This is a genomic window from Oceanobacillus sp. HCA-5259 (assembly GCF_037892815.1).
GTDB lineage: Bacteria > Bacillota > Bacilli > Bacillales > Amphibacillaceae > Oceanobacillus > Oceanobacillus indicireducens.
In genome coordinates, this window is the sequence record NZ_JBBKBV010000004.1 from 143,109 (window position 1) to 169,534 (window position 26,426).

The following is a 26,426-nucleotide window of genomic DNA, read 5'->3' on the forward strand; positions in this document are numbered from 1 at the left end:
GGGGATTAATCCTCCAGCTGTATCAGGTTTTTTTCATGCATATCTCCTTTTATCCATTCATATAGATAGTGTATACACAGGGTTTAACTGTATAGGCAATGGAGAAGGGAGGAGTTATTTTGTCTTCTGCTAATCAAAATTTTCAATTTGAATTACAAGAAACATTATATTTTGACCGAGGCGATGAAGTACTCGAATTAATAGGCGTTTCACTTAATCCGGAAATAACGATTCAACCATATGATACGTACGTGTCCATCCGGGGCGAGATTGAACTGCGGGGAGAATATATGCGCGATGAACAACGGATAGACGAAACAGATCACCCTGCACTAGATGAGCTTGATGATTTGGATGCGAGAAGGTTTGTGGAAAAAGTAGAGAGTAAAGAAGATAATATGGCTGAATTTTATCATCGTTTTCCTGTAGATATTTCCGTTCCGGAATACCGGATTGAGAACATGGATGATATTAGAATAGAAATTATTAACTTTGATTATGAATTACCGGCAAATTCAAAATTACAGCTTACTGCAGTAGCGGAAATTCAAGGAATTAAAGCGGAAGTCGATTTATGGCAAGAACGAGAAACAGAGGAAAGGAAAGTAGAGTCGGAAGAGGACGAAGAACCAGACTCATTCACATTTGAAGTGGAAAGAGAAGAGGTTGTTGCAGAAGAGGAAAGGACCAAGGAAGTAGCAGAGGAGTTGGAGCAAGAGGAAGAAACGGAAGTGGAAGAGGTAATAGATGTAAATGAAGTACGGGAACCGGAACCGGAAACGGAAGAAGTGCAAGAAAATGAACTGATAATCCGTGCGAAGGAAGAAGAGGAAGTAGAAGAAGATGGAAAGACGGATGAAGTTGTAAATGATGTTAGTTATTTAAAAGACATATTCCGCCATGAAGAGGAAGAAAGCTATGCAAAAATGCGTATTTGCATTGCGCAAGAAGACGATACGATCGAATCAATCGCGGAAAGATTTCAAGTTAGTGCCCTGCAGTTAATCAAACAAAATAAACTTGATGAAGACTTTGATATTAGCGAGGGACAGTTACTGTATATCCCGAAGAAATGAAATAATCCCCTTGTGAATGGAAGCAAGGGGTTTTCCTATGTTAAGCATTCCGGAGGTTATCAGGATGGAGAAACAAGCTGAAATTCTTAAAGCCTATAATATATATCCTCAGGCAATTGTCGCTGTTACGGACCGGCTGCATAAAGTAAAGGCAGGCGGAAAAGAATATGCATTAAAACGGAGCAGGTTAGATAAACAATCCATAGAAAATTGGGTGTCCGTCTACACCCGCGCAAATCAGGAAAACCTCCATGAAATTATCCCTGTTTATTTAACCCGGAATCGGGAAATGTATGTTGAATTTGCAGGTGAGTTTTATTACCTGACACCTTGGATAGAGACAAATACTAGATTTATTGGTGAAAATCGCATCCAGTCCATCTATAGGCAAATCGGTAGAATTCATGTTCAAACGAAAAATCTGTACCGATTAAACAAGGATGAATTGACGAATCGTTTTCAAACATATCAAGGAAACTGTACAAAAGATGAAACTCGGCTACTTGCGTGGATAGAAATCATCGAACAAAAACATTATCCATCTCCCTTTGAACTGCAAGTATTAACCCATTATCGTGATATACGATTCTCCCTTTTCCGCTCCCGTCAACTAGTAGATGAAATCCTTTCCCTCGCGGAGGAGGAATCGAGTTGGGGAATCAGTCTGAATCATGGTAATTTACAAGCCGGCCATATATTTGATCATTATTTTATTAATTGGGAAAGCGCCTGTTATAAACATGCAGTCTTTGATTTAATGGACTTGTTCCGTTACGGAGCAATCCATGAGCCTCAGTTGAAGAGCCACTTTCTGAAAAATTTCTCCACCTATATGGAAGAGAATCCGTTAACTTCCTTGGAACAAGCTTTACTCAGCCTATATTTGCTGAACAGTGAAGAATATTTACGCTTAGTCGAGCAATACCATACAACCAATGAAACTAATATTTCCCATATACAGTTGTCTATTGAACTTGAACAGATTTATCGCCGATTAATCTTCGGGTTGAGTTTCCAAGAAATGCTTGAACAAAGGGCAAGGAAAGCCGATTAAAACCATTCCAAGTAAAAAGCAATATAGAGAAATACGAAAACACCTAGTAAAAATACATCTAAAGTTGTCGGAAGTATAATCGTACGGAGAAGCTGATATACTAATAACGGCGCCATCGCTTTTTCTAAAACGAACAAGCATTGCCTCGCCCATGGAGGCAGGCGATAACGATAATACCGACCCATACCATTCACCTCATTATAAATGATGAAGTACCATGCTTTATCGTATGTTGTAGCCACGTTTTTGTTCCGGTTAGAGTTGACGTTTTTAAGTGAAGTGTATACAATATAAGGTAATTAAAATATAATGATGCAAATGATTGGGAAGAGTACAGGATGAACGCCTACAGGAAGGGAAATGATTTGCTGAGAATTTCCTAGGAAGGTTGTGCTGGAAGGTCGCCCTTGATGCAGCTGCTTCGAATTACAGTAGAGGCACGCCGGCTATGCGCCGATATCTGTCGATGAGTGTACAAATATTTATTTGTAAACAAAGGTGGTACCACGGAAGTTAACTCTTTTCGTCCTTTTTTGAAGGATGGAAAGGGTTTTTTAATTGTTAAAACTAAAGGAGGGTGATCGGTAATGTCGGATAAAAAAGTAACATTGCCATCAAAATATAATCCAAATGAAGTAGAAGCGGGTCGTTATCAATTTTGGCTGGAGGGGAAATTCTTTGAAGCCCCGAATGATCCGAAGAAAGAGCCTTATTCTATCGTTATTCCGCCGCCAAACGTAACGGGCAGGCTGCACCTAGGGCACGCTTGGGATACGACAATGCAAGACACGATTATCCGTATGAAGCGAATGCAAGGATATGATGTTCTCTGGCTTCCAGGGATGGACCATGCAGGAATTGCAACCCAGGCAAAAGTTGAAGGTGAATTGAAAAAGATGGGAACGAACCGTTATGAGCTTGGACGGGAAAAGTTCCTTGAGAAATCTTGGGAATGGAAGGAAGAGTATGCTTCTTTCATCCGTTCACAATGGGAAAAGCTTGGCTTAAGTGTTGATTACTCGAGAGAACGATTTACGCTTGATGAAGGATTGTCCGATGCGGTTAAAGAGGTTTTCGTCAAGCTTTATGAGAAAGGACTCATCTACCGTGGCGAATACATTATCAACTGGGATCCGCAAACAAAAACAGCTCTCTCCGATATTGAAGTAATTCATGAAGAGGTCGAAGGGAAATTTTACCACTTTAAATATCCAATCAAAGATAGTGATGAGTTTATCGAGATTGCTACAACACGTCCGGAAACGATGCTTGGAGATACGGCGGTAGCTGTTCATCCGGATGATGAAAGGTACCAACATCTTATTGGGAAAACGGTAATTTTGCCACTTGTCGGTAGAGAAATCGAAATCGTTGCAGATGATTATGTTGATATGGAACTAGGTTCTGGTGCGGTAAAAATAACACCGGCCCATGATCCGAATGACTTTGAGATTGGTAATCGTCATAACTTGGAAAGAGTTCTTGTTATGAATGAAGACGGCACGATGAATGAAAACGCTGGTAAATATGAAGGTATGGACCGGTTTGAATGCCGTGAACAGATTGTAAAAGATCTAGAAGAAATCGGTGCCCTTCTGAAGATTGAGGAAAGGGTCCACCAGGTTGGCCACTCGGAACGAAGCGGTGCAGTTGTGGAACCGTACTTATCGACCCAATGGTTTGTAAAAATGAAGCCACTTGCTGATGCTGCAGTTGCGCTACAAGAGAGTGATGATAAAGTCAATTTCTTCCCAGAAAGGTTCGAACGGACGTACCTCCACTGGATGGAAAACATTCGTGATTGGGTAATTTCACGACAGTTATGGTGGGGCCACCGGATACCGGCCTGGTACCATAAAGAAACAGGAGAAATCTATGTAGGAAGAGAAGCCCCTCGTGACCATGAGAATTGGGAACAGGATGAAGATGTACTTGATACATGGTTCTCCTCCGCCCTTTGGCCGTTCTCTACGATGGGCTGGCCGGATACGGAAGCGGCTGATTTCAAACGTTACTTCCCGACTAAAGCACTCGTAACTGGCTACGACATCATCTTTTTCTGGGTAGCGCGGATGATTTTCCAGTCGAAGGAATTTACAGGGGAAAAGCCATTTGAAGATGTGCTCATTCATGGATTAATCCGTGATGCAGAGGGAAGGAAAATGAGTAAATCTCTTGGAAATGGTGTTGACCCGATGGATGTTATCGATAAATACGGGGCAGACTCCCTTCGTTACTTCTTGTTAACTGGCTCAACGCCTGGACAGGATTTACGATTCCACTGGGAAAAGGTTGAATCAACTTGGAATTTCGCGAATAAAATCTGGAACGCTTCCCGATTTGTCTTAATGAACTTAGAGGATTTCAACTATGATGATATTGATTTGTCTGGAGATCTTTCAGTTGCTGATAAATGGATCTTGACAAGATTGAACGAGACGATTGATCAAGTAACGAAGAATACGGATAAATATGAATTTGGGGAAGCGGGTCGTCAGTTATATAACTTTATTTGGGATGAGTTCTGTGACTGGTATATTGAAATGGCGAAACTGCCACTTTATAGTGATGATGCCGCCAAGAAGAAAACGACGCAATCTGTATTAGCTTATGTGCTTGACCAGACGATGCGTTTGTTGCACCCGTTTATGCCGTTTATTACAGAAGAAATTTGGCAGCAACTGCCACATGCTGGAGAATCCATTACCATTGCCAGCTGGCCACAAGTGAAACAGGAATTACATGATGAACTGGCTGTTAAAGAAATGTCTCGTCTTATGGCCATCATCAAGTCAGTTCGTAATATCAGAGCTGAAGTTGATACACCAATGTCGAAGAAGATCAATATGCTAATTGAGGCGGAGAACGAACAAATTGTCTCTGAACTTGAGCGAAATCGAGCATATGTGGAGCGTTTCTGTAATACGGAAAAATTAGAAATTGCCGCTAAGCTACAAGTTCCAGATAAAGCAATGACAGCCGTTGTGACAGGAGCAGAGATTTTCCTGCCGCTGGAAGGTCTAATCGATATTGATAAAGAATTGGAACGTCTGGAAAAGGAATTGGAAAAATGGACTCAAGAAGTAGATAGAGTTAAGAAGAAATTATCTAATGAAGGCTTTGTGAGTAAAGCTCCAGAATCTCTAGTTGAATCGGAAAGACAGAAGGAAAGAGATTACTTGGAAAAACAGGCAAAAGTAAAAGCAAGACTGGAAGAATTAAAAGGTTAGGAAAAAAAGAAGCAGCTGGAGGCTCAACTCATTGAACCCCAGCTGTTTTTTTGTTCCCCTTTATAATTTATTTAAAATATATTCCATCATGTAATCTGCAGCATTGATGCCAGTACATTCATATAAATTCCGGATATGTGCGTTGGAGTTTATTTCACATACGATTGGCTGATTTCTATCACCATTCAATAAATCAACTCCGGCAAAATCAGCATCGATTGCTTTCGCCGCCTTCACTGCTAGTTCTTCTTCTTCTTGAGATGGTGTATAAGCTTCCATTCGGCCTCCCGCCGTAATATTAGCCCGGAAATCGTCTGCAGACCTCCTTTTCATTCCAGCAACGACTTTGTCACCTACAACTTGCAAACGAATATCCACTCCATAACTCGTGTGGACAAATTCCTGGAAGACAAATGGCTTATTGCCGATTAACTGAAGTTTTTTATCGAGTTCCTGTTTATTTTTAACAAGATATACTTGCTCACCGAAGGAACCGAATGCTTCTTTCATTACGAGAGGAAATCCGAGTTCCTTAATTGCCTTATCTATAATCCGTTCGTCAAAACTCCCTGTGTGGAAGATTTTTGGAGCGATAATTGTTTTCGGAATTGGCAGCTGTAATTTGGAAAGTTTTTGATACGTTGCAATTTTATCATCACTCACAGCAATCGCTTTTGCCTGATTAAATACAGGAACACCAAGGTATTCCAATTGCTTCGCTAAATAAATATCCTTATCTGTAAATACTACATAATCAGGGAGGGAGGTTTCCGATAATAAACCAAGGCTTGAGGTTGTAAGCAGACTTAGTAAATCATTATTTTTAATAATTTCAGCCTTACTATTTAATGTCCTTGCAGCTGTTTGAATCATTTCCGCGAAATCAAGAAATTTATTTCCTGGCAAGTTGCCGTTATAGATGATCCATCCGGTTCGTTTCAACTTTCATTTTCCTTTCTGCTATAATTAACTTACGATCAATCGAGGAAAGCGGTGTTATCATGTTTTCTACTATACAAGAGGTGGAAGTGTTTTTCAATGAACGAAAAAAATTGGGGATGAAACCAGGTCTTGAGCGGATTACTGGATTGCTCAATCGTTTAAATAACCCAGAAAAACATTTCAAAGCGATTCACATTGCCGGTACGAACGGTAAAGGATCGACATTGCATTTTATTAAAGCCGCCCTGATGGCAAACGGCTATGAGGTTGGGGTTTTTACATCACCGAGCTTCACGGGCTTAGGAGGCCACATTTTTTTAAACGATCAACAACTATCTGAACAAGCATTACTTGAATGGATGAATCGCCTTTTCCCGCATATTAGGGAAATGGATAAGGCGAATCTTGCACCGACAGAGTTTGAAATACTTACTGCTCTGGCGTTTTCTTTTTTTGCGGAAAATGGAGAAATTGTTCTCATTGAGACGGGAATGGGTGGGCGATTCGACACAACGAACGTCTTGCAGCCGATTCTGTCGATTATTACATCGATTGCTCTTGACCACACGGATTATTTAGGGGGAAGTGAGGAGGAAATTGCTTGGCACAAGGCTGGAATTATTAAAAAGGCGATACCGGTTATCATTGGTAATGTGAGTGAGGAAGCTTTTGCTGTAATTAAAGAAGAGGCCCGGCATAAACATGCTCCCTATTATAGGCTTGGGATCGATTTTAATCGCAGCCAGCTTAATCTGCAAATGAAAGGTGAACACCAGCTTGATAATGTCAGTCTTGCGATTCAAGCGGTACTTATTTTAAAGGGAAATGGCTTTGAAATGGATGTAGAAAAAGGGATCCACCAGATGGAAAAGACGATGCTTCCTGGCCGGTTTGAACAGATTCAAAGTAACCCAACGATTATCCTTGACGCCGCTCATAATCCGGACGGGATAAAGGCTTTTGTTCAGACTGCCAATGAATTATTCCCAGATGCGGAGAGACATGTGATTGTTGCCATGTTTCGTGATAAGGCAACGGAAGAGATGCTGGACTTACTAACAGAACAATTTGATCATGTCACCCTTACTTCCTTCGATCATCCGCGGGCATGGAACCTTGATGAATTCCAAGGAAATACCTCGGTCGATCAAATAGATTCTGACTATCAAGCAGTTCTCGAACGTACTTTACAAAGTGATAGCGTATATTTTATTACCGGCTCTCTTCATTTTATAACAGAGATACGTCACTATTTATTGAATCAACGTAAAAAGTTGTAGAAAACTTTTACAATTCACCTGACAAATTTCTTCTAGTTTTTCATTCTGGATATGGTAGAGTAATGCAAAGGAATTCTAGCAGGGAGTGACGAGATGTCAGATAATAAATATACGGATGATCGGTTTATTGAGGATGGCAGCGCAGTAAAGAAGAAAGTGGAAAATGAGTTTACACCTGTCCATTATCATCCAAAAAAAGTAAAGGATAATAGTTGGCTTGCACCTGTTTTCCTGACCATTCTATCAGCCGGTGTGATTGGTACAGTGTTAGGAATATTTATTATCAATTTATTTACCGGTATCGAAAACGAGCAGACGGGTGAGGATCCGAGTCCCTCTACAGCAGTCACCGCTCAAGGAACGGACAATCAAGTAAAAGCGGAGCAACAATTGCCGACACTTGCTGCATACGTTCTCCAAGCTGGTTTATTTGAGGAAAAAGCAAATGCAGAGGAATGGCAGCAATCCTATATGTCAGCAGGAGAACCAGCATTCATTTGGGAACGAGACGGTCAATACTTTTTATTGATTGGGATTTCCCATACAGAGGAACAAGCTAAACAAAGGGCGATGGAGTTACAAGGTGAAGGATTCGATGTGTTCGTCAAAGAGTGGCAAACAAATGAAAAAGAGCTGAAACTAACAGAAGGTGCGTCTGAATGGGTTGAACAGCTTGGGCAAGTATGGGAGGAAGCATTAACTGCCAAAGAAAACACTCCCCTCGTGAACCATTTGGAACAAGCACCGAAAGCAGATGAATTAGGGAATCTCGTTGAAATTTTGAGTGAACAGACAGAAAATATTGAAGTTTACCTTCTGCAAGTCATGCAAGCTTATGATAATTTATAACTTGTCTGTTTTAGAATTATCAACAGATAAAACCACCTGATAAGGAGAATATCCTCGGGTGGTTTTTGTATTTTCACTTAGAAAACAGTCTATAAAAAAGGGATACGGGAAGTTGAGTTTTCCTTGCGAAGTTCGTAAAGTAAGAGCAAGAAAGGAGGTTGTAGGAATGCAAATCATGATTAAAGATGTACCGAAAGAGGATAGACCGAGGGAACGTGCTATTAGACTTGGAGCAAGTCATCTGACCAATCAGGAAATCTTAGCAATCCTGCTCGGTAGCGGCACGAAACTAGAGTCTGTCACGATGCTCGCCAATCGGGTCCTTATGCATTTTGAAGGGTTAAAATTATTACACGATGCCACATTTGAAGAATTGACAGCGATTAAAGGAATCGGTCATGCAAAAGGAGTGCAGATCCTTGCTGCAATTGAACTTGGAAAAAGAATGAGTCAGTATAATCCGGATGATAAATACGTGATCCGTTCACCCGACGACGGAGCAAATTATGTCATGGAAGAGATGCGCTTATTGAAGCAGGAACATTTCGTCGTTCTGTTCCTGGACACCAAGAACCACGTTATTCACAGGCAAACCATTTTTGTCGGAAGCCTCAATGCTTCGATTGTCCACCCGCGCGAGGTCTTCCGTGAAGCCGCAAAGCGTTCAGCTGCTTCGATAATTCTGACACACAATCATCCTTCAGGGGATCCCTCACCATCTCAAGAAGATATCCATGTGACGAGACGCTTAGTCGAGGCTGGGAAAATAATGGGAATAGAAGTACTCGATCATTTAATCATTGGAAATCGTAAATTTGTGTCATTGAAGGAAAAAGGGTATCTGTAACAATATAAGACTATCTATTTTATCATTTATTTCGTATAATATTATAGGAATTGTTTTATCAAGCGCCATTTTTCTGCTAACAATTGAAAGTGGCGCTTCTTAATCTTGAAAAAGGATAAAATGAATGTTTGCAACAGGTTTAAGAAATAGATATAGTTAACTACATATAAGAAATTCGTGAACGGAGAGGGAGATTGGATTGGCAAAGTTTAGTTTTTCGCAGGATTTTGGTATCGATTTAGGTACTGCAAATACATTGGTGTTCGTTAAAGGTAAAGGAGTAGTTGTGCGGGAGCCGTCCGTTGTTGCCAAAAATTTGGAAACAGGTAATATCGAAGCGGTTGGAAGTCATGCAAGAAATATGATTGGTCGTACGCCAGGAAACATAACAGTTATTCGTCCGATGAAAGATGGGGTTATTGCGGATTATGACACGACGGCAGCGATGATGAATTATTATATTAAGAAGGCAATGCGTGGTCGTTCCATTTTTGCAAAGAAACCGAACGTAATGATTTGTGTTCCTTCCGGGATTACAATGGTGGAAGAACGTGCGGTAATTGATGCGACTAAACAAGCTGGCGCCCGCGAGGCGTTTGCAATCTCTGAACCATTTGCTGCTGCTATCGGTGCTGGTCTTCCTGTTTGGGAGCCTACAGGCAGTATGATAGTCGATATTGGCGGGGGAACAACAGAAGTTGCGGTAATCTCCCTTGGCGGCGTTGTTACAAGCCGTTCAATCCGTGTAGCCGGTGATAATATGGATGATGCGATTATTAATTATATCCGCAAAGAATATAGCTTGTTAATTGGAGAACGTTCAGCGGAGTCAATGAAATTAGATATTGGAACGGCAGGAGAAGTAACCGAAGACAGCGAATTGGATATTAGAGGAAGAGATTTGCTGACTGGCCTGCCGAAAACAATTTCAGTAACTGCGAAAGAAGTATCTTCTGCTTTAAATGAAACAGTGGATGCAATTGTTGAAGCAGTGAAGAACACACTTGAAAAAACACCGCCAGAACTTGCTGCAGATATTATGGATCGCGGTATTGTACTGACAGGCGGTGGCGCGATGCTCAAAAATATAGACCAAGTAATAAGTGATGAAACGAAAATACCGGTTTTCATTGCGGATGAGCCACTAGAAAGCGTGGCAGTAGGAACAGGGAAGTCAATTGACTATATCCAGCATTTCCGAAATACAAATGTTTCAACTCTATCTTCAAATAATTAAGTAGGTGTTTTCATGCGTTTTTTTAGGAATAAACGACTTTTTATCTTTCTGATTGGTTTTATCTTACTCGTCGTGCTTGTTGGTTACACCTTCAAAGACCGGATAAATGTTACCTTTGCAGAAGAATTTATAAACGATGCGATTGGCTGGGTGCAATATGTGATCCACACACCAGTCAATTTTACAACAGATGTCTTTACAAATATTAAAGATTTCCGCAACACATATGAAGAAAATCAGGTACTGAAAGAACAACTTAGCCAGTACCGCTCACTCATTTACGAAGTTCAGGAAGTTAATAAAGAAAATGAAGAATTACGTGATGTGCTCGATTTGATGGAATCTGATTCAATTCGCAGTCATGAGGCAATTCAGGCAATCGTTATTGCCCGCTCTCCCGAAAGATGGCTTGAACAGGTAACAATCAATAAAGGTAAAAATCACGGTGTCAAAGCAAATATGTTAGTTATGACGGCAGATGGGATGATTGGAAAGGTTCAGTCAGCCAATGAGCATACTGCTAGAGTAAAATTGTTAACCGGATTTGATCAATTTAATCGGATATCTGCAATGGTTTCCCGTGATAAGGGACGCAATATATTCGGTATGATCGAAGGGTTTGATGAGGAGACGAATTCATTACTCTTCCGCATCATTGAAGAATCGGAGCAAGACATAGAGGAAGATGACCTTGTCGTATCTTCTGGTATGGGGGGCGTATTTCCAGCGGGAGTTCCGATTGGTACAGTAAAGGAAGTGACATCAGATCAATACGGTTTAACCCAGATTGCTCTTGTTGAGCCGTCTTCCGATATGTATGATATTAATCATGTCATCGTACTTGACCGTGCAGTTGACCAAGTTGATGAATCTAGTGAGGCAGATGATGGAGAAGAGGAGGACAATGAAGAATGAAAAAGGCCTACTTACCACTCATTCTACTTGTTCTTGTAATTATTGAGGGTTTGGCAATCAACCTTCTACCAAAAGAAATAGCATTAAGTGATTATTTAATTATCGCTCACTGGGTTCTAGCTTTTCTTGTTTACATTGCTGTTTACTACGATGTGGAAGATACATATTATTCCATTGTATATGCCTTTATGTTTGGGCTATTAATTGATGTTGTCTATGCAGGTGTTCTTGGTGTTTATATGTTTTCCTATGGGATCGCAATCTACGCTGTACACGGTCTCCAGAAAATATTGCATCGTAATTTTTACGTCTTGCTTCTACTATGTGTTACGGCAATTGCACTTGCTGATGGCTTAATTTACTTGATGTATACCGTTATTGGTGTGACAGATATGATTTGGTCGGATTATTTACTTAGAAGATTACTGCCGACAATACTTGCTAATCTGTTATTTTTACTACTTCTATTTCCTTTACTTAAGAAACGAATTGTTCGCTGGAGTGAGGAACAATTGGATCACGGAAATTAAAAAGTAGAGGATATTTAGGGCTTTTTTGGAAGAGGTGACGAAATTTGCATGAAAAGAAACCAATAATCACGATAAAAGGGAACAGGGAAGGCCTTACATTAATGATTGATGATGAAGTGCCTTTTGATGAAGCCCTTGTCGAATTAAAAGATAAATTACAATCGACTCAACAAAATAAAAATGAACCGGTTGTTTCTGTGAAAGTACAATCTGGCAATCGTTTTGTAGACGAAGAAAAGCAGTATAAGTTACGGGATATGATTGAAGGGGATAATCATTTTAAAGTAACAGCAATTGAAACAAATGTTGTTCACCGTGATGAAGCGCTGCGCTGGAAAGAGGAGAGTGAAATTAAGACGATCCACCGGATTATTCGTTCTGGACAAGTCTTAAAAGTAACTGGCGATCTCCTGCTTATTGGTGATGTAAATCCGGGTGGTAAGGTTATGGCCACTGGTAATATTTATGTTTTAGGTAATTTATTCGGGATTGCCCATGCTGGTTATAAAGGTGATCGCAGTACGTTTATTGCAGCATCTTATATGAAGCCAACTCAGTTGCGGATTGCTGACTATATTAGCCGCGCGCCAGACTATGAAGCGGATGGTGTCTATATGGAGTGTGGCATAATTGATGAAAATGAAGATAAAATCATCATTGATTCGTTAAAGCTTCTTTCACGGAAACGAAATGAAATAAGCGGATTCGAAAGGAGAATGCAAAATGGGTGAAGCTATTGTAATTACTTCTGGTAAAGGTGGCGTAGGAAAAACAACAACGACCGCTAATATAGGTACAGCATTAGCTTTAATGGAGAAAAAAGTCTGTCTGGTGGATACAGATATAGGCTTAAGAAATCTTGATGTGATTATGGGACTTGAAAATCGGATTATCTATGACATTGTGGATGTCGTTGAGGAACGCTGCCGGTTAAATCAAGCATTGATTCGCGATAAACGCTTCGACTCTTTGGTTCTTCTCCCAGCTGCACAAACCAGTGATAAATCTGCGGTTACTGTTGAAGGTATGAAAAAAATCGTTGCTGAATTGAAGCAAGAATATGATTATATCATTATTGATTGCCCTGCAGGAATTGAGCAGGGATTTCAAAATGCTATTGCGGGAGCAGATCGGGCTATTGTCGTAACGAACCCCGAGAAATCAAGTGTACGTGATGCTGATCGCATCATAGGCCTCTTGGAACAGGAAGAAATGACGGAAGCTCCTCGTCTTATTATCAACCGGATCCGGAATCATATGATGCAAAGTGGCGACATTATGGAAGTGGATGAGATCGTCCAGTTATTGGCGATTGATTTAATTGGTATTGTGATCGATGATGAGGAAGTCATTAAAGCTTCTAACAATGGCGAGCCTGTTGCTTTAAACCCCAACTCTAAAGCTTCCATTGCTTATCGAAATATTGCAAGAAGAATCCTTGGAGAAAATGTGCCGCTACAATCTTTAGAAGAAGATAAAGGCATCTTCCAACGCTTCAAAAAATTCATCGGCATGCGCTCATAAAACTATAATAATATTAATCAAAACCGATACTTTTAAAAGTGTCGGTTTTTTGGTTTCTTATTTGAATCTGCAACTACTATATATCGGAGGTTAATCCCGTCGCACCAGAAATACAGTATACTTTCCGCGGGCTATTCATCCAAAACAAATTAAAATGAACAGAAACTCCTGCGGGAGGCCGGCTAAGTACGGTCACGTCCTGTGTGACCAATGCCGGCATTAGAGCCTCCTGTCCGTCGATAGGCCTCAACTATAAATCATTCATAACTCCGGACGAGCTTTCATATATTGATAAGGAAATAGCAGGAAAGACGGTGAATGGAATGAGTAGGGATATAAGAAAAGTTCGAAAAGCAATAGAACAACGTAAAAAAGAACGGAGCGTACCAAAAAAAGGAATGGAACAAGACAGTGGAATCTTTCACCAACCTGAAGAAAAACACGGATACCCACCAGAAATTAACAACTATGTTTTTAAAAAGAAAGCAGGTAAAGACCTTGTAACCGGCCTGATGATGAAAGGTATTCTGTCGGGAATTCTATTCTTTTCTGTCGCTCTTTTAATGACTACCAACCACACCTTACTTACAAAACCTCAGGAAATGGCCAATCAATTATTACGTAATGACTTCCCATTCGCTAAAGTAAACAGTTGGTACCGGGATGTATTCGGCAGTCCGTTAGCATTCTCCCCGCAATCTGTGGATCTGCCAGAGGAACACCAGGAAGCGGTTATGCCGGTAACAGGAGATATAATTGAAACCTTCCAAACGAATGGAACAGGTGTAAAGATATCCCCAGGTAAAGAAACGGATATCGTTGCACATCACGAAGGAGTTGTTGTATTTGCAGGAAAATATCCGGACACAGGCCGAACAATTGTCGTCCAACATGCTGATGGGACGTATTCTAGTTATGGTAATTTAACGGATATTGATGTGCATCTTTATCAATACGTAACGGCAAACGAGCGAATCGGTACATTCGCACCTACGGAAAGTGCTGATGCAGTTTATTTTTCTTTGGAAAAAGATAATACATTTCTAGATCCGGTCAAGGTGATAGTGGTTGATGATGGCTCGTAACCTACTTCCTCCGCTTCACATTCATCCAGTTCTAATATTATTTATCGGCATTTCTTTACTGACCGGTACTTTCGTGGAAATGATGATTATCTTTGCAATTGTGTTTATTCATGAAATGGGGCATTATTTAGCGGCGAAATTTTTCAAATGGCGGGTAAAAAGAGTGATGCTCTGGGTGTTTGGTGGAGTAATGGAGACGGAGGAGCATGGGAATCGGCGGGTGAAAGAAGAATTAATCGTTACATTGGCAGGACCAATTCAGCATATTCCAATCTACTTTGTCCTTCATGCGCTGTTTTATTTCGAATTGATTTCTGAACCGCTATTCCAAACAGCGATATGGTATAATACGGTTATACTTTTATTTAATTTATTGCCAATCTGGCCACTTGACGGCGGAAAAATTCTTTTCTATTTATTATCGGTCATCCTTCCTTTTCGGAAAGCATTGGATGCCATTTTTTTATTATCTTTGTGTTTGTGTGCTTTTCTTTCGATAGGTTATATAATTTTTTACCCATTTACGTTGACTTTTACCGCAATCATGATTTTTCTATTTCTTGAAAACAGATTAGAATGGAAACGCCGATTCTATGTATTCATGCGTTTTCTTATGGTAAGATACAGAGGGAACGAGACTGTTAAAAAAATTGAACCGTTATATTTGCCGGGTAATTTAACATTGATGGACGTATTTAATCATTTCAAAAGAGAAAGAAGACATTTGATCATTATTCCAGCAAATGAAAGATCCGTTAAGCGAATCGATGAAACAGACTGTTTACATGCCTATTTCCATGAAAAACAATATACAAAACGAATAAAAGATTTATTCTAAATGGAAACTTGACATAACTGCTTTAAATATGGTAATATCAATACGTTACTCAACGTAGCACCAGTGCTACAACCGCTCAGAACAGGTTTTAAACTTTTATGAGTGAGAGTACCTGTATGGCGAGTCTTAGTGATTAAGGAGGTGCGGATTCATGTACGCAATTATCGAAACAGGTGGTAAGCAAGTTAAAGTTCAAGAAGGTCAAGAAATTTATGTTGAAAAAATTTCTGCAGAACCAAACGAAACGGTAACATTTGACAAAGTACTCTTCGTTGGTGGAGATGACGTAAAGGTCGGAGCTCCATATGTTGACGGTGCGAACGTAACAGCTAAAGTTGAAAAGCAAGGCCGTCAAAAGAAAATTAGAGTATTCAAATACAAACGTAGAAAGAACTACCATCGTACACAAGGGCATAGACAGCCTTACACAAAATTAGTAATTGAAAAAATCAATGCTTAAAGGTCGGTTCAAGTGATTCAAATAACTGTTGAACGTAAGAAAGATTTATTGCACTCCATTGAACTTTCTGGACATGCTGAAAGTGGACCATATGGCTATGACCTCGTCTGCGCGGCTGTTTCCGGAGTGTCGATTGGGGCAGTAAACGCAGTCTTCGAATTAACTGATACGGATATTGACATTAAGCAGGGAGGAGAAGGTGGTTATTTAAAAATCACTTTCCCTTCCCTCTATATTGAAGACGAATTGGAAAAGGCACAACTTCTTCTTGAAGGAATGCTTGTTTCCTTAAAATCCATTGAAATGGAATACGGTGAATTTATACGAATTCAGGAAACATAAGGAGGTGCACGACATGCTACGTTTAGATTTACAGTTCTTTGCTCAGAAAAAAGGTGCAGGTAGTACTCGTAACGGACGTGATTCACATTCAAAACGTCTAGGCGCAAAACGTGCGGATGGCCAGTTTGTAACAGGTGGTTCCATTCTATACCGTCAACGCGGTACAAAAGTTTACCCGGGTGATAACGTTGGCCTTGGTTCAGATGATACACTATTTGCAAAAGTGGATGGTGTTGTTAAGTTCGAACGCTATGGTCGCGACCGTAAGAAAGTAAGTGTTTATCCGGAAGCTCAAGAAGCATAAAAGATAAATAGCGAACTCCAGCCAAATTTCGGCTGGAGTTTTTTACTACCTACATAGGAACCTATAAATTTAAAATGCTGTAGATAAACTGAAACTTCATTCATTGGGGAATTCCTTCCCTCCCCAATGAATGTTAGTTGAACAGAATCAAGGATTTAGCGACAAGAAAGACCTCGTGCTTTTAACCTTTCCCGTCTTTATTATATTTGATGAAGTATTCATTCGTTTCTGCTATACTTTCTATATCAATGGGAGGTACACTTATGGAAGCAAAAGAGGTAGTTAGTATCATTCAATCGTATCGTCATGATTTGCTGAACGATCTGCAGATTATTCAGGGATATGTTAAATTAGGTAAGATGGAAAAAGTGGACGACAATCTGAATAAACTCTTCGCATTTTTCCATAAGGAAAGGAAATTACTGAATCTGAATATCCCGCATGTTGTTATCTGGTTTTTGGAATTCAGGATGAAGTACAATCAATTCAAGCTAGATTATTCGATCCGAGTTGATGATATAAAATTAACAGATACAGATCTGTATATTAAAGAGAAACTGGATCAAATTATTCAAGATATAGAACAAAGAGCCGATGACGAAAACGTTTATACCATTCACGTGGATTTTACAGAAAATGAAAAAGGCTGTACTATAAATGTTTCCATCGATTTGAAAGAGAGAAGTGCGGAAGATAATATTCCCCCTTCAGAAGATATTTACATAAAACAAACACCGGAAAAACGGATCTATAGTTTTGACGTGTTTGCAAGTTAAGAGGTGATAGTATGTTCGTCGATCAGGCTAAAGTATATGTGAAAGCAGGAGACGGTGGAAATGGTCTCGTTGCCTTCCGCAGGGAAAAGTTTGTTCCAATGGGAGGACCAGCCGGCGGTGATGGCGGTAATGGAGCAGATGTAATTTTTGAAGTTGATGAAGGTTTGAACACACTGATGGATTTCCGTTATAATCGTCACTTTAAAGCAAAACGCGGCGAAAACGGAATGAGTAAATCAATGCATGGAAAAAATGCTGAAGCCCTTGTCTTAAGTGTGCCGCCTGGAACGGTTGTTATTGATGAAGAAACAGAAGAAGTAATTGCAGATTTAACTGAACATAAACAACGGGCCGTCATTGTCAAGGGTGGAAGAGGCGGACGAGGGAATGTTCGCTTTGCGAGTCCCAAAAACCCCGCACCGGAAATTGCGGAAAACGGGGAACCTGGTGAGGAGAAAAATATCCGTATTGAACTTAAAGTAATCGCGGATGTTGGACTAGTTGGTTTCCCGAGTGTTGGTAAATCAACATTGCTATCTGTCGTAAGTGCAGCAAAACCTAAAATTGCCGATTACCATTTTACAACTTTGGCCCCGAATTTAGGAGTAGTCGATACAGGAGATGGTCGCAGTTTTGTTATGGCAGATTTGCCAGGTTTAATTGAAGGAGCGAGTGAAGGAGTAGGTCTCGGTTTTCAATTCCTCCGTCATGTCGAGCGGACAAGGCTCATCGTTCATGTCATTGATATGGCTGCATTAGACGGGCGTGATCCCTATGAGGATTATGTTACGATTAATGAAGAGCTTGCGTCTTATAACGAACGGCTTAAGAATTTGCCTCAGATAATTGTAGCGAATAAAATGGAGATGCCGGAAGCACAGGAAAATCTTGTCGACTTCAAGGAGAAGCTAGGGGAAGATATACGTATTTTCGAGGTTTCAGCAATCACAAAACAAGGTTTGAAAGAGCTAATTTATGAAATTGCTGACGGACTTGATAAAATTCCGAAGAGAGAACCTGATAAGACTGAGAGAGAGGAAACGGTTGTCTATCGTCATCATAAAAAAGCGGATGATTTTCATATTACACGTAACCCGGATGGTTCTTTCGTTCTTCACGGGGAAAAATTGGAACGATTATTTAAAATGACTGATTTTACTCGCGAGGAATCGCAGCAGCGCTTCGCCCGTCAGTTAAGAGGAATGGGTGTAGATAATGCGCTTAGAGAACGGGGAGCAAAGGACGGAGACACGATCCATTTGCTTGATTTGGAATTTGAATTTATAGAATAGATTTGTTTTTGGGGGGACCATTTTGACGACGATTGGATATTTAGGACCAAAGGGAACATTTACGAAATTAGCGGTGGATACAACATTCAATAATGAGGACAAAGTCAGTTATTCAACGATCCCTGAATGTATTGATGCAGTAGCAAATGATGAGATTGACATAGCGGTAGTACCGATAGAGAATGCGATTGAGGGAACTGTGCAGTTGACTGTAGATTATTTAATTCATGAAGTCACTTTACCGGTTGTGGCAGAAGTTGTTGTACCAATTCAACAACATTTACTCGTAAGACCGGATTTTGGTGGAAACGTATCGCAAATTACGGAAATTCATTCCCATAGTCATGCGATCGCTCAGTGCCATCGTTATCTTCATAAAAACTTAACTACAGCAAAGTTTTCGTATACGACCTCTACCGGTCGAGCGGCAGAAATTGTCGCTGAAAGTACAGAACCAATTGCTGCGATTGGAAACAGTTTGGCAGCTGAAGAATATGGTTTACAGATTTTCGCGGAAAATATTCACGATTATGCCAATAATCATACGCGATTTATCGTATTGGCAAAAAATAAAGCAATAGTAAATGTGAAGCATCCGGTTCAATTGGAGAAAACGACGTTGAAGATTACGTTACCTAGTGATCAACCAGGTGCCCTACATCAGATTCTCTCCGCTTTTGCTTGGAGGAAGATGAATTTGTCAAAAATTGAATCCCGTCCGACAAAAACAGGATTAGGAAATTACTTCTTTATCATTGACGTCAACCAAGCTTATGATGATGCACTGTTCCCTGGGGTGAAAGGAGAACTCGAAGCGCTTGGCTGTGAGGTGAATGTATTAGGTACCTATCCGGTATATCACATGAATCTATAATAACGCAGAGGCTAGGAAGATAAATTTTCTCTTAGCTTCTTTTTTGTGTTCCTTCCGGGTTAACTTTTGAGATTACGTTGCATATGTTGATATAGAGTAATTAGCCTAGATTGTTAACTAGAAAGGAAGGATCTTTTTGAAAATACACATTGTCCAAAAAGGAGACACGTTATGGGAGATTGCGAAGAAGTATCATGTGGATTTTGAAGAGTTAAAAGAACTGAATTCACATTTAGCAACCCCTGATATGATCATGCCCGGGATGAAAATAAGGATACCGACCCATTCCAAAAAGGTGACTCATGGAGATAAAACAAAAACGTTACCAAAAGCTGAAAAGAAACATGTTCCTGCTCCGAAAAAAGAAGTTAAGAAAGAAAAACCAATGACAGAGCTACCAAAAATGCCGACATTTCCATTTGAACCGGAGAAAATGTTACCAACTCTTGAGAAAAAGCACAAAGAGCATCCAGCACAAATTCATCCAGAACTTCCGAAAACTAGTAAAAAGAAAGAAAAACCAAAAGCTAAAGAACATGTAAAACCGAAACAAGAAAAACAAGAAAAAAAAGTAATGCCAAAAACACAGCCCGCGCACCCACCAATGCAGCCGCCTATGCACCAGCCAATAATGCCGCCGATGGAACAACCATGTTTCGTGCAACCACAAATGATGCCAATGTTTACTTATCCTTGTTCAGGATATATGCCAATGCCGCATGTACCAAGTAGTTGTGGTTGTGGCTGTGGCGGGGGACTTGGACATCAGTCGTTCCATCATGGTGGGGGATATGGACATCAATCGTTCCATCATGGCGGGCATGACCCGATGTTTATGCCTATGCAAATGCATACGCAAATGCCGATGCAAATGCAGATGCAGCACCAACCTCAAGTATTTCCTGGTATGATGCATCAACAGCAATTCCCATCAGAAGATATGTATCAAGGAGTAAACACAAATAACATGCAGATGTTTCCAGAACCAGCTTCAGGGTTAAGGAATGAAGAATTAGAGTTATACCCGACACCGGATGGGAATGAAGCAGATGCCTCAAATGATGAGAAAGAAGAATAATCATAAATCATTCAGAGACGAGACGTTACGTCTCTTTTTTTTGGGGTAAAAGAGAAATAGAAGAAATGGATACTTGTTTAATTTTAAAATAATGGTTTTCATGCTAAAATCGTACAAGACAGCGTTCATAAAGTGAAATTCATTCAATGGGGTTATCCTTCCGCTCCCACTGCATGTTAGTTGAACAGAATTAGGAATTTACGGACTATATTCCAGCATTGACATATTGGGTTTCCCTTATGTTTAGATGAGGGGATATTACAGACCGTTAATACGTGATAAAGGAGTGTACCAATTTGGAACAACATATTGAATCGATTGTAAAATGGTTAAGAGAACGAACAGAAGCCGCAAAAGCAGACGGTTTGCTTGTTGGTGTAAGTGGCGGACTGGATTCTGCCGTTGTAGCTAATTTGATTAAACTTGCCTATCCTGATAATTCTTTAGGGGTTATCCTGCCTATCCAGACAAGTGAAAAGAATATTCAAGATGCACGTGACGTCACGACAGCTTGCGGGATAGAGGAAATGACAATCGACTTAACAGAAACACATAAAATGATGTATCAAGCCATTTCGGAAAAAATGATTGAAAGTAAAAGTTTTGCCCAAGCGCAGGATCAATTAGCCGATGCTAATTTACGTGCTCGTTTACGAATGAGCATATTATACACAATCGCAGCGCATCGTAATCATTTGGTTGTCGGGACGGATAATGCGTCAGAATGGTATACCGGCTACTTTACAAAGTATGGTGATGGAGGAGTCGATATTCTCCCACTCGTTGATTTTACAAAGGGCGAAGTGCGTGAAATGGCTCAAGCCTTAAACGTACCGCAAGCTGTGATTGAAAAAGTTCCGAGCGCTGATTTATGGGAAGAGCAGACAGACGAAATGGAAATGGGTATCTCATATGCTGTAATCGATGCGTACTTGAAGGGGAAACAAATCTCCGAGGCTGATCAAGTGTTGATTGAAAGTATGCATGAACGCACGCAGCATAAAAGGGAAAGTCTGCCAATGTTTCACAGAAAATAAAATAGATGTGTAAAACAACCTTTCTTATACAAACTATAGATAAGGAGGTTGTTTTATTATGTTGAAAAAATCAATATTTTTTCTCTCGCTTTTGTTTATCGCAGGCTGTGTAATGTCACCTGGAAATAATTCGGAACAAGAGGGATATGGAAGTCCAAGGGCACCGAGTTATAGGAGCAGCGGGCATGATGAGGGTAATGTCAATGATTACGGTAGAATGTTACAAAAAGAAGAGCTCTCAACGAATGATTTCAATTCCTACACTGATCCAACGATTACGGATAGAAGTGAACAGATTTCACAAAAATTAATGGAAAACCGCGATATTGTCATGGCTGAAGTCCACGAAAGGGATGATCAGATTTATGTTGCGGTTCGGCTTAGGGAAAATATTGCAGATACTTCCCATGAAGAAAATGTCATTCCTGAAATTGAAAAACAGGTGAGGGATGTTATGGGAACGGATGAAAAGCAGATTATTATATGGACAGACCATATCGAATGGAATCAATTCAAAAACGAAGGAGCAGAGCTCGATTTCATGGACAACTTCAACAATTTTTTTGAAAGAGAATAAGTTGAAATAATTTTAAAGTGGTGTAAAACGTTTCCAGTGAAGGTTCACAGTCCCCTACCTCCCGCTTTCCTCAGAAATCCCTAGGTATCGGGACTGTTCCCTGGGTACCTCTAATGCATATTCATGTTATTTTTATTAGATAATATTATAATATTCAGTAAGCCTTGCAATCAGTTTCTCGCGGAACAGTCCCCATACACTAAAGGCGCCTGTGAAATTGCTCGGTGGAGGCTATACTTTTCACTAGGGCCATTTTTTGGTATAGTTATTAAAGATATTGCTAGAGAGGAGAATGTCCAATGGCTGGCCATTCCAAGTGGAAGAATATACAAAGAAGAAAAGGTGCACAAGACGCAAAACGGGGCAAAATCTTCATGCGCCATGCAAAAGATATTTATACCGCAGCGAAACAAGGTGGCGGAGACGAAGCAATGAACCCGGCACTCCGTTTAGCAATCGAAAAAGCTAAAGCGGATAATATGCCGAATGATAACATAGAAAGAAACATTAAAAAAGCAACAGGAACTTTAGATGGGAGAAACTTTGAGGAAATTACTTATGAAGGTTACGGTCCTGCTGGAACAGCAATAATCGTCCATGCGCTTACCGACAATAAAAACAGAACAGCGGGAGAAATAAGACACGCTTTTAGTAAAAACGGCGGAAACCTTGGAGAAAGCGGAAGTGTCGCATTCATGTTTGACAGGAAAGGTATTATTATCATCAATAATGAACAAGGTGAGATTGATGAAGATGAAATCACACTTGAAGCACTAGAAGCTGGAGCTGACGATATCCTTACACACGAAGGCGTATATGAAATTGTTACGAGCCCGGAAAATTTCTCTGAGGTAGTTGCTTATTTTATGGAAAAAGACTTTGACATAACAGATAGCGAGTTAACGTTAATTCCACAAAATTATTCCACAGTATCGGGAGAAGATGCAGAGAAATTGCAGCAACTGATCGATGCATTGGAAGATAATGAAGATGTTCAAGAGGTTTACCATAACATTGATGAAACAAATGAATGATTATCTCTAAAACTTCTATTCCAAACTGGGATAGAAGTTTCATCATTTCTATCCTTTTATCAGGCATTAACGGTCTGTAATACCCCCACACCTAAACAGGAGTGAAGCCCAAGATGTGAAGGTGGGGAATATACAGTCCGTAAATCCCCACTGAATGAAGTTTCACTTTATCATGGTGTAACCGTCCGTAAATCTGCCGTTGTCAATTGGTGGACGAGTTAATTTAAGCGGGCTGACGTACGTGGACACTTTGATTAACCGGACTAACCTTCAGCGGGAATCCCTAACTGAATGAAGTCTTGTTTTATGTTAGTATAAATCTATGAGGAAACAAAAGGAGAAGGTCATTAGATGATTGCTTATATAAAAGGCAAGTTGATGGCGATACAAGATGAAGCTATCATTGTTGAAACAACAGGTGGAATTGGTTATGAACTGCTTTGTCCGAATCCATTTTATTACCAGCATCAACTCGAAGAAGAAGTAATGATCCAGACATATCATCATGTCCGGGAAGATGCGCAGCTTTTATATGGGTTTAAGAATGAAGATGAGAAATATTTATTCACTAAGCTGATTTCTGTTTCAGGCATTGGACCTAAAGGTGCACTTGGAATTATGAGTGCGGTTGATATCCCTTCCTTTGTTGCTGCGGTAGAAAATGAGGATGAGAAGTTCCTGACGCAGTTCCCCGGGGTAGGTAAAAAAACTGCCAGACAAATTATTTTAGACTTGAAAGGGAAGCTCACTGCCTCGTTCAGTATTACACCAACGGAAGCCGAAAATATACATAGAACAGATGAAGCTGCCTTAATAGAGGCGAAAGAAGCACTGAGAGCTTTAGGCTATACAGAAAAAGAACTGACAAGCATCATGCCTGCATTGAGAAAAGAAAACTTAACGAATTCGGATGAAATTGTCCGCAAAGGGTTAGCATTATTATTACAAAGCTGAGAGAGGAGGAAGAGTTTGATGGAAGAAAGAATGGTAGCTGGGGACGTGCAGGAAGAAGATCTTGGACTCGAACAAAGTTTACGGCCAGAAACCCTTAAGCAATATATTGGACAAGATAAAGTGAAGGAGAACTTACAAATCTTTATTCAAGCAGCTAAAATGCGGAATGAGCCGCTAGATCATGTTTTACTATCAGGACCACCTGGTCTTGGGAAAACAACGCTTGCTGCTATTATCGCCAATGAAATGGGAGTCGATTTCCGGACTACTTCAGGACCAGCGATTGAACGTGCTGGTGATTTGGCTGCAATTCTTTCCTCTCTTGAGACAGGTGACGTCTTATTTATAGATGAGGTGCACCGATTACCAAGGGTAGTGGAAGAAGTCCTCTATCCGGCAATGGAGGATTATTTCCTCGATATCGTTATCGGTACTGGCCCAAGTGCCCGTTCCGTTCGGATTGATCTACCACCATTTACTTTAGTTGGCGCCACCACACGATCTGGATTGCTGACTGCTCCGCTCCGTGACAGATTCGGTGTTTTGAGCCGGCTTGAATATTATGAACAGAAAGATTTAACATCGATTATTGAACGGACTGCTGAGATATTCGAAACATCGATTAAGAAAGAAGCAGCAGCAGAAATCGCCTTGCGAGCCAGGGGAACACCAAGGATCGCCAATCGTTTATTCAGAAGGATTCGCGATATTTCCCAAGTAAAAGGGGAAAAAACAATTAGTTTAGACATCACGAAGCAGGCGCTTGCCATGCTGCAAGTTGATGACGCGGGTCTTGATCATATTGATCATAAATTACTAACAACGATCATCGAGCGGTTTAATGGAGGTCCAGTGGGGCTGGATACGCTAGCTGCTACGATCGGAGAAGAGGCGCAAACGATTGAGGATGTATATGAACCGTATTTGATGCAGCAAGGTTTTATCCAGCGGACACCTCGTGGAAGAATGGCTACCGCTCAAGCTTATGTACATTTTGGAATGGAAGGGCCGGAAAAGAGATGAATATAAGTAAATTATTGATTATAGCGGGGATCGTTTTAATCATACTTGGACTCATCTGGCGTTTTATTGGTAGACTCCCCGGTGATATTCAGTTCAAGACTGGAAATGTGACAGTTTATTTTCCGATCGTCACTTCTATTTTAATCAGTATTATTCTGACGCTGATTTTTTATGTTATCGGCAAGTTCAGATAACGAATTCGAATAATTTGAAACCGAAACAGAATGAAGGAGATACCTATGAATATAGAAGATTTTGATTTTCATTTACCAGAGCGCCTTATTGCGCAAACGCCGCTAAAAGATAGAACCCAATCGAAGTTGCTTGTCTTAGATCGAGGTAAGGATAATCCAGAACATCGAAATTTTAAAGATATCAAGGATTATTTAAAGCCAGGTGACTGCCTTGTATTAAATGATACAAAAGTTCTGCCAGCAAGATTGTTCGGTATAAAAAAAGATACAGGTGCAAAGATTGAAGTATTGCTGCTTCATCAAGACAAAGAGGATACGTGGGAAGTATTAACGAAGCCTGCGAAAAAAGTGAAAATCGGTACGGAATTGATATTTGGAAATAATGAGTTACGTGCAGTTTGTACAGGGATTAAAGATCATGGTGGAAGAATTTTTGAATTCTATTATAAGGGCATATTCTATGAAGTGCTTGATAAGTTAGGGGAAATGCCTTTACCTCCATATATTAAGGAACAGTTACCGGAAAAAGATCGTTACCAGACTGTTTATGCGAAAGAAGAAGGATCTGCTGCTGCCCCTACGGCGGGGTTACATTTCACAACTGAATTGTTGAAAGAACTTAAGCAGTTGGGAATAAAGCTTGCCTTCATTACGTTACATGTTGGACTGGGCACCTTCCGACCAGTCAGTGTTGATAATATTAAGGAACATGAAATGCATGCGGAATTTTATCATATGTCCGAGGAGACGGCAGCTACATTAAATGAAGTTAAACAATCAAACGGCCGGATCATTTCCGTTGGTACAACATCGACACGTACATTAGAAACGATTGCAAGAGATAATAATGGGGAGTTTATTGCAACAAGCGGTTGGACGGATATTTTCATTTATCCGCCTTACACTTTCCGAGCGATCGATGGACTGATTACAAACTTTCATTTACCGAAATCAACTCTTATCATGCTGATTAGTGCTTTTGCCGGAAGAGATAAAGTGTTGGATGCTTACAGAGAAGCGGTTGAGAAAGAATATCGTTTCTTCAGTTTTGGTGATGCAATGCTAATTATATAG

The 26,426-nt window shown here is 40.3% G+C and carries 29 protein-coding genes and 2 other annotated features; of the genes, 27 read left to right on the forward strand and 2 right to left on the reverse strand.

Annotated elements, in window-relative coordinates; translation table 11 throughout:
- Nucleotides 1-119 precede the first annotated feature (119 nt).
- Both WKU33_RS04155 and WKU33_RS04160 read left to right on the forward strand, forming a co-directional pair.
- Complete coding sequence (locus tag WKU33_RS04155; protein WP_188857031.1) at nt 120-1,076, forward strand: LysM peptidoglycan-binding domain-containing protein; 957 nt, start codon at nt 120-122, stop codon at nt 1,074-1,076.
- Nucleotides 1,077-1,140: 64 nt separating this feature from the next.
- Nucleotides 1,141-2,130 carry a hypothetical protein gene (locus tag WKU33_RS04160; RefSeq protein ID WP_340453373.1) on the forward strand — a complete coding sequence of 330 codons (990 nt, stop codon included), beginning with the start codon at nt 1,141-1,143 and terminating at the stop codon, nt 2,128-2,130.
- Here the strand turns inward: WKU33_RS04160 and WKU33_RS04165 are convergent.
- Nucleotides 2,127-2,372 (reverse strand): hypothetical protein, encoded by a 246-nt coding sequence (locus tag WKU33_RS04165; protein WP_336253640.1) that lies wholly within the window; start codon nt 2,370-2,372, stop codon nt 2,127-2,129. The two genes, WKU33_RS04160 and WKU33_RS04165, sit on opposite strands and share 4 nt — an antisense overlap.
- A gap of 67 nt (nt 2,373-2,439) precedes the next feature.
- Nucleotides 2,440-2,664, forward strand: a binding site (T-box leader).
- A gap of 53 nt (nt 2,665-2,717) precedes the next feature.
- Here WKU33_RS04165 and WKU33_RS04170 point away from each other — a divergent pair.
- Entirely contained in the window at nt 2,718-5,360 is a 2,643-nt protein-coding gene (locus WKU33_RS04170) for a valine--tRNA ligase (RefSeq protein ID WP_340453375.1), read from the forward strand.
- A 60-nt stretch (nt 5,361-5,420) separates the two neighbouring features.
- On the opposite strand, the gene WKU33_RS04175 is transcribed toward WKU33_RS04170, so the two are convergent.
- On the reverse strand, nt 5,421-6,302 hold the full coding sequence (locus tag WKU33_RS04175) for an ATP-grasp domain-containing protein (RefSeq protein WP_188856601.1): 882 nt from the start codon (nt 6,300-6,302) through the stop codon (nt 5,421-5,423).
- A gap of 59 nt (nt 6,303-6,361) precedes the next feature.
- Between WKU33_RS04175 and WKU33_RS04180 the strand changes: the two genes are divergently transcribed.
- The 24 genes from WKU33_RS04180 (at nt 6,362) to queA (ending at nt 26,426) form a co-directional block, all read left to right on the forward strand.
- Complete coding sequence (locus tag WKU33_RS04180) at nt 6,362-7,582, forward strand: bifunctional folylpolyglutamate synthase/dihydrofolate synthase (protein ID WP_188856600.1); 1,221 nt, start codon at nt 6,362-6,364, stop codon at nt 7,580-7,582.
- Nucleotides 7,583-7,675: 93 nt separating this feature from the next.
- A complete protein-coding gene (locus WKU33_RS04185; RefSeq protein WP_188856599.1) occupies nt 7,676-8,431 on the forward strand; it encodes an SPOR domain-containing protein in 756 nt (251 codons plus the stop codon).
- Nucleotides 8,432-8,597: 166 nt separating this feature from the next.
- Nucleotides 8,598-9,278, forward strand: a complete 681-nt coding sequence (gene radC / locus WKU33_RS04190; protein WP_156856296.1) for a RadC family protein — start codon at nt 8,598-8,600, stop codon at nt 9,276-9,278.
- A gap of 199 nt (nt 9,279-9,477) precedes the next feature.
- On the forward strand, nt 9,478-10,515 hold the full coding sequence (locus WKU33_RS04195) for a rod shape-determining protein (protein ID WP_156856295.1): 1,038 nt from the start codon (nt 9,478-9,480) through the stop codon (nt 10,513-10,515).
- Nucleotides 10,516-10,527: 12 nt separating this feature from the next.
- On the forward strand, nt 10,528-11,430 hold the full coding sequence (gene mreC / locus WKU33_RS04200) for a rod shape-determining protein MreC (RefSeq protein ID WP_156856294.1): 903 nt from the start codon (nt 10,528-10,530) through the stop codon (nt 11,428-11,430).
- On the forward strand, nt 11,427-11,960 hold the full coding sequence (mreD, locus tag WKU33_RS04205) for a rod shape-determining protein MreD (protein WP_156856293.1): 534 nt from the start codon (nt 11,427-11,429) through the stop codon (nt 11,958-11,960). The genes mreC and mreD overlap by 4 nt, the downstream gene beginning before the upstream one ends.
- Before the next feature lie 44 nt (nt 11,961-12,004).
- Nucleotides 12,005-12,691, forward strand: coding sequence for a septum site-determining protein MinC (gene minC, locus WKU33_RS04210; protein ID WP_336251341.1), 687 nt, complete (start codon nt 12,005-12,007; stop codon nt 12,689-12,691).
- Nucleotides 12,684-13,484: a septum site-determining protein MinD gene (gene minD / locus WKU33_RS04215; protein ID WP_336251342.1), complete on the forward strand. Its 801-nt coding sequence runs from the start codon at nt 12,684-12,686 to the stop codon at nt 13,482-13,484. Before minC ends, minD begins: the two co-directional genes overlap by 8 nt.
- A 323-nt stretch (nt 13,485-13,807) precedes the next feature.
- A complete protein-coding gene (locus WKU33_RS04220; RefSeq protein ID WP_340453380.1) occupies nt 13,808-14,569 on the forward strand; it encodes a M23 family metallopeptidase in 762 nt (253 codons plus the stop codon).
- On the forward strand, nt 14,556-15,407 hold the full coding sequence (locus tag WKU33_RS04225) for a site-2 protease family protein (RefSeq protein ID WP_336251344.1): 852 nt from the start codon (nt 14,556-14,558) through the stop codon (nt 15,405-15,407). The genes WKU33_RS04220 and WKU33_RS04225 overlap by 14 nt, the downstream gene beginning before the upstream one ends.
- Before the next feature lie 60 nt (nt 15,408-15,467).
- Nucleotides 15,468-15,544, forward strand: a sequence feature (ribosomal protein L21 leader region).
- A 14-nt stretch (nt 15,545-15,558) separates the two neighbouring features.
- Nucleotides 15,559-15,867 (forward strand): 50S ribosomal protein L21, encoded by a 309-nt coding sequence (gene rplU, locus WKU33_RS04230; RefSeq protein WP_336251345.1) that lies wholly within the window; start codon nt 15,559-15,561, stop codon nt 15,865-15,867.
- 12 nt (nt 15,868-15,879) lie between these two features.
- Nucleotides 15,880-16,209 carry a ribosomal-processing cysteine protease Prp gene (locus WKU33_RS04235; protein ID WP_340453383.1) on the forward strand — a complete coding sequence of 110 codons (330 nt, stop codon included), beginning with the start codon at nt 15,880-15,882 and terminating at the stop codon, nt 16,207-16,209.
- 13 nt (nt 16,210-16,222) lie between these two features.
- Nucleotides 16,223-16,513: a 50S ribosomal protein L27 gene (gene rpmA, locus WKU33_RS04240; protein WP_156856287.1), complete on the forward strand. Its 291-nt coding sequence runs from the start codon at nt 16,223-16,225 to the stop codon at nt 16,511-16,513.
- A 263-nt stretch (nt 16,514-16,776) separates the two neighbouring features.
- Nucleotides 16,777-17,289, forward strand: a complete 513-nt coding sequence (locus WKU33_RS04245) for a Spo0B domain-containing protein (RefSeq protein ID WP_340453386.1) — start codon at nt 16,777-16,779, stop codon at nt 17,287-17,289.
- A gap of 11 nt (nt 17,290-17,300) precedes the next feature.
- Entirely contained in the window at nt 17,301-18,581 is a 1,281-nt protein-coding gene (obgE, locus tag WKU33_RS04250) for a GTPase ObgE (protein ID WP_340453387.1), read from the forward strand.
- Nucleotides 18,582-18,603: 22 nt separating this feature from the next.
- On the forward strand, nt 18,604-19,455 hold the full coding sequence (gene pheA, locus WKU33_RS04255; protein WP_156856284.1) for a prephenate dehydratase: 852 nt from the start codon (nt 18,604-18,606) through the stop codon (nt 19,453-19,455).
- 136 nt (nt 19,456-19,591) lie between these two features.
- Nucleotides 19,592-20,533, forward strand: coding sequence for a SafA/ExsA family spore coat assembly protein (gene safA, locus WKU33_RS04260; protein ID WP_156856283.1), 942 nt, complete (start codon nt 19,592-19,594; stop codon nt 20,531-20,533).
- 296 nt (nt 20,534-20,829) lie between these two features.
- Nucleotides 20,830-21,570 (forward strand): NAD(+) synthase, encoded by a 741-nt coding sequence (gene nadE, locus WKU33_RS04265; RefSeq protein WP_336251351.1) that lies wholly within the window; start codon nt 20,830-20,832, stop codon nt 21,568-21,570.
- Between the two features lie 58 nt (nt 21,571-21,628).
- The gene (locus tag WKU33_RS04270; RefSeq protein WP_156856281.1) at nt 21,629-22,147 is read left to right on the forward strand and encodes a YhcN/YlaJ family sporulation lipoprotein; all 519 of its coding nucleotides are present in this window, start codon (nt 21,629-21,631) and stop codon (nt 22,145-22,147) included.
- Nucleotides 22,148-22,446: 299 nt separating this feature from the next.
- Nucleotides 22,447-23,181 carry a YebC/PmpR family DNA-binding transcriptional regulator gene (locus WKU33_RS04275; RefSeq protein ID WP_156856280.1) on the forward strand — a complete coding sequence of 245 codons (735 nt, stop codon included), beginning with the start codon at nt 22,447-22,449 and terminating at the stop codon, nt 23,179-23,181.
- 351 nt (nt 23,182-23,532) lie between these two features.
- A complete protein-coding gene (ruvA, locus tag WKU33_RS04280; protein WP_156856279.1) occupies nt 23,533-24,135 on the forward strand; it encodes a Holliday junction branch migration protein RuvA in 603 nt (200 codons plus the stop codon).
- Nucleotides 24,136-24,153: 18 nt separating this feature from the next.
- Complete coding sequence (gene ruvB, locus WKU33_RS04285) at nt 24,154-25,158, forward strand: Holliday junction branch migration DNA helicase RuvB (protein ID WP_156856278.1); 1,005 nt, start codon at nt 24,154-24,156, stop codon at nt 25,156-25,158.
- On the forward strand, nt 25,155-25,352 hold the full coding sequence (locus tag WKU33_RS04290; RefSeq protein WP_188856584.1) for a DUF2905 domain-containing protein: 198 nt from the start codon (nt 25,155-25,157) through the stop codon (nt 25,350-25,352). The genes ruvB and WKU33_RS04290 overlap by 4 nt, the downstream gene beginning before the upstream one ends.
- Nucleotides 25,353-25,397: 45 nt before the next feature.
- A complete protein-coding gene (gene queA / locus WKU33_RS04295) occupies nt 25,398-26,426 on the forward strand; it encodes a tRNA preQ1(34) S-adenosylmethionine ribosyltransferase-isomerase QueA (protein ID WP_340453392.1) in 1,029 nt (342 codons plus the stop codon).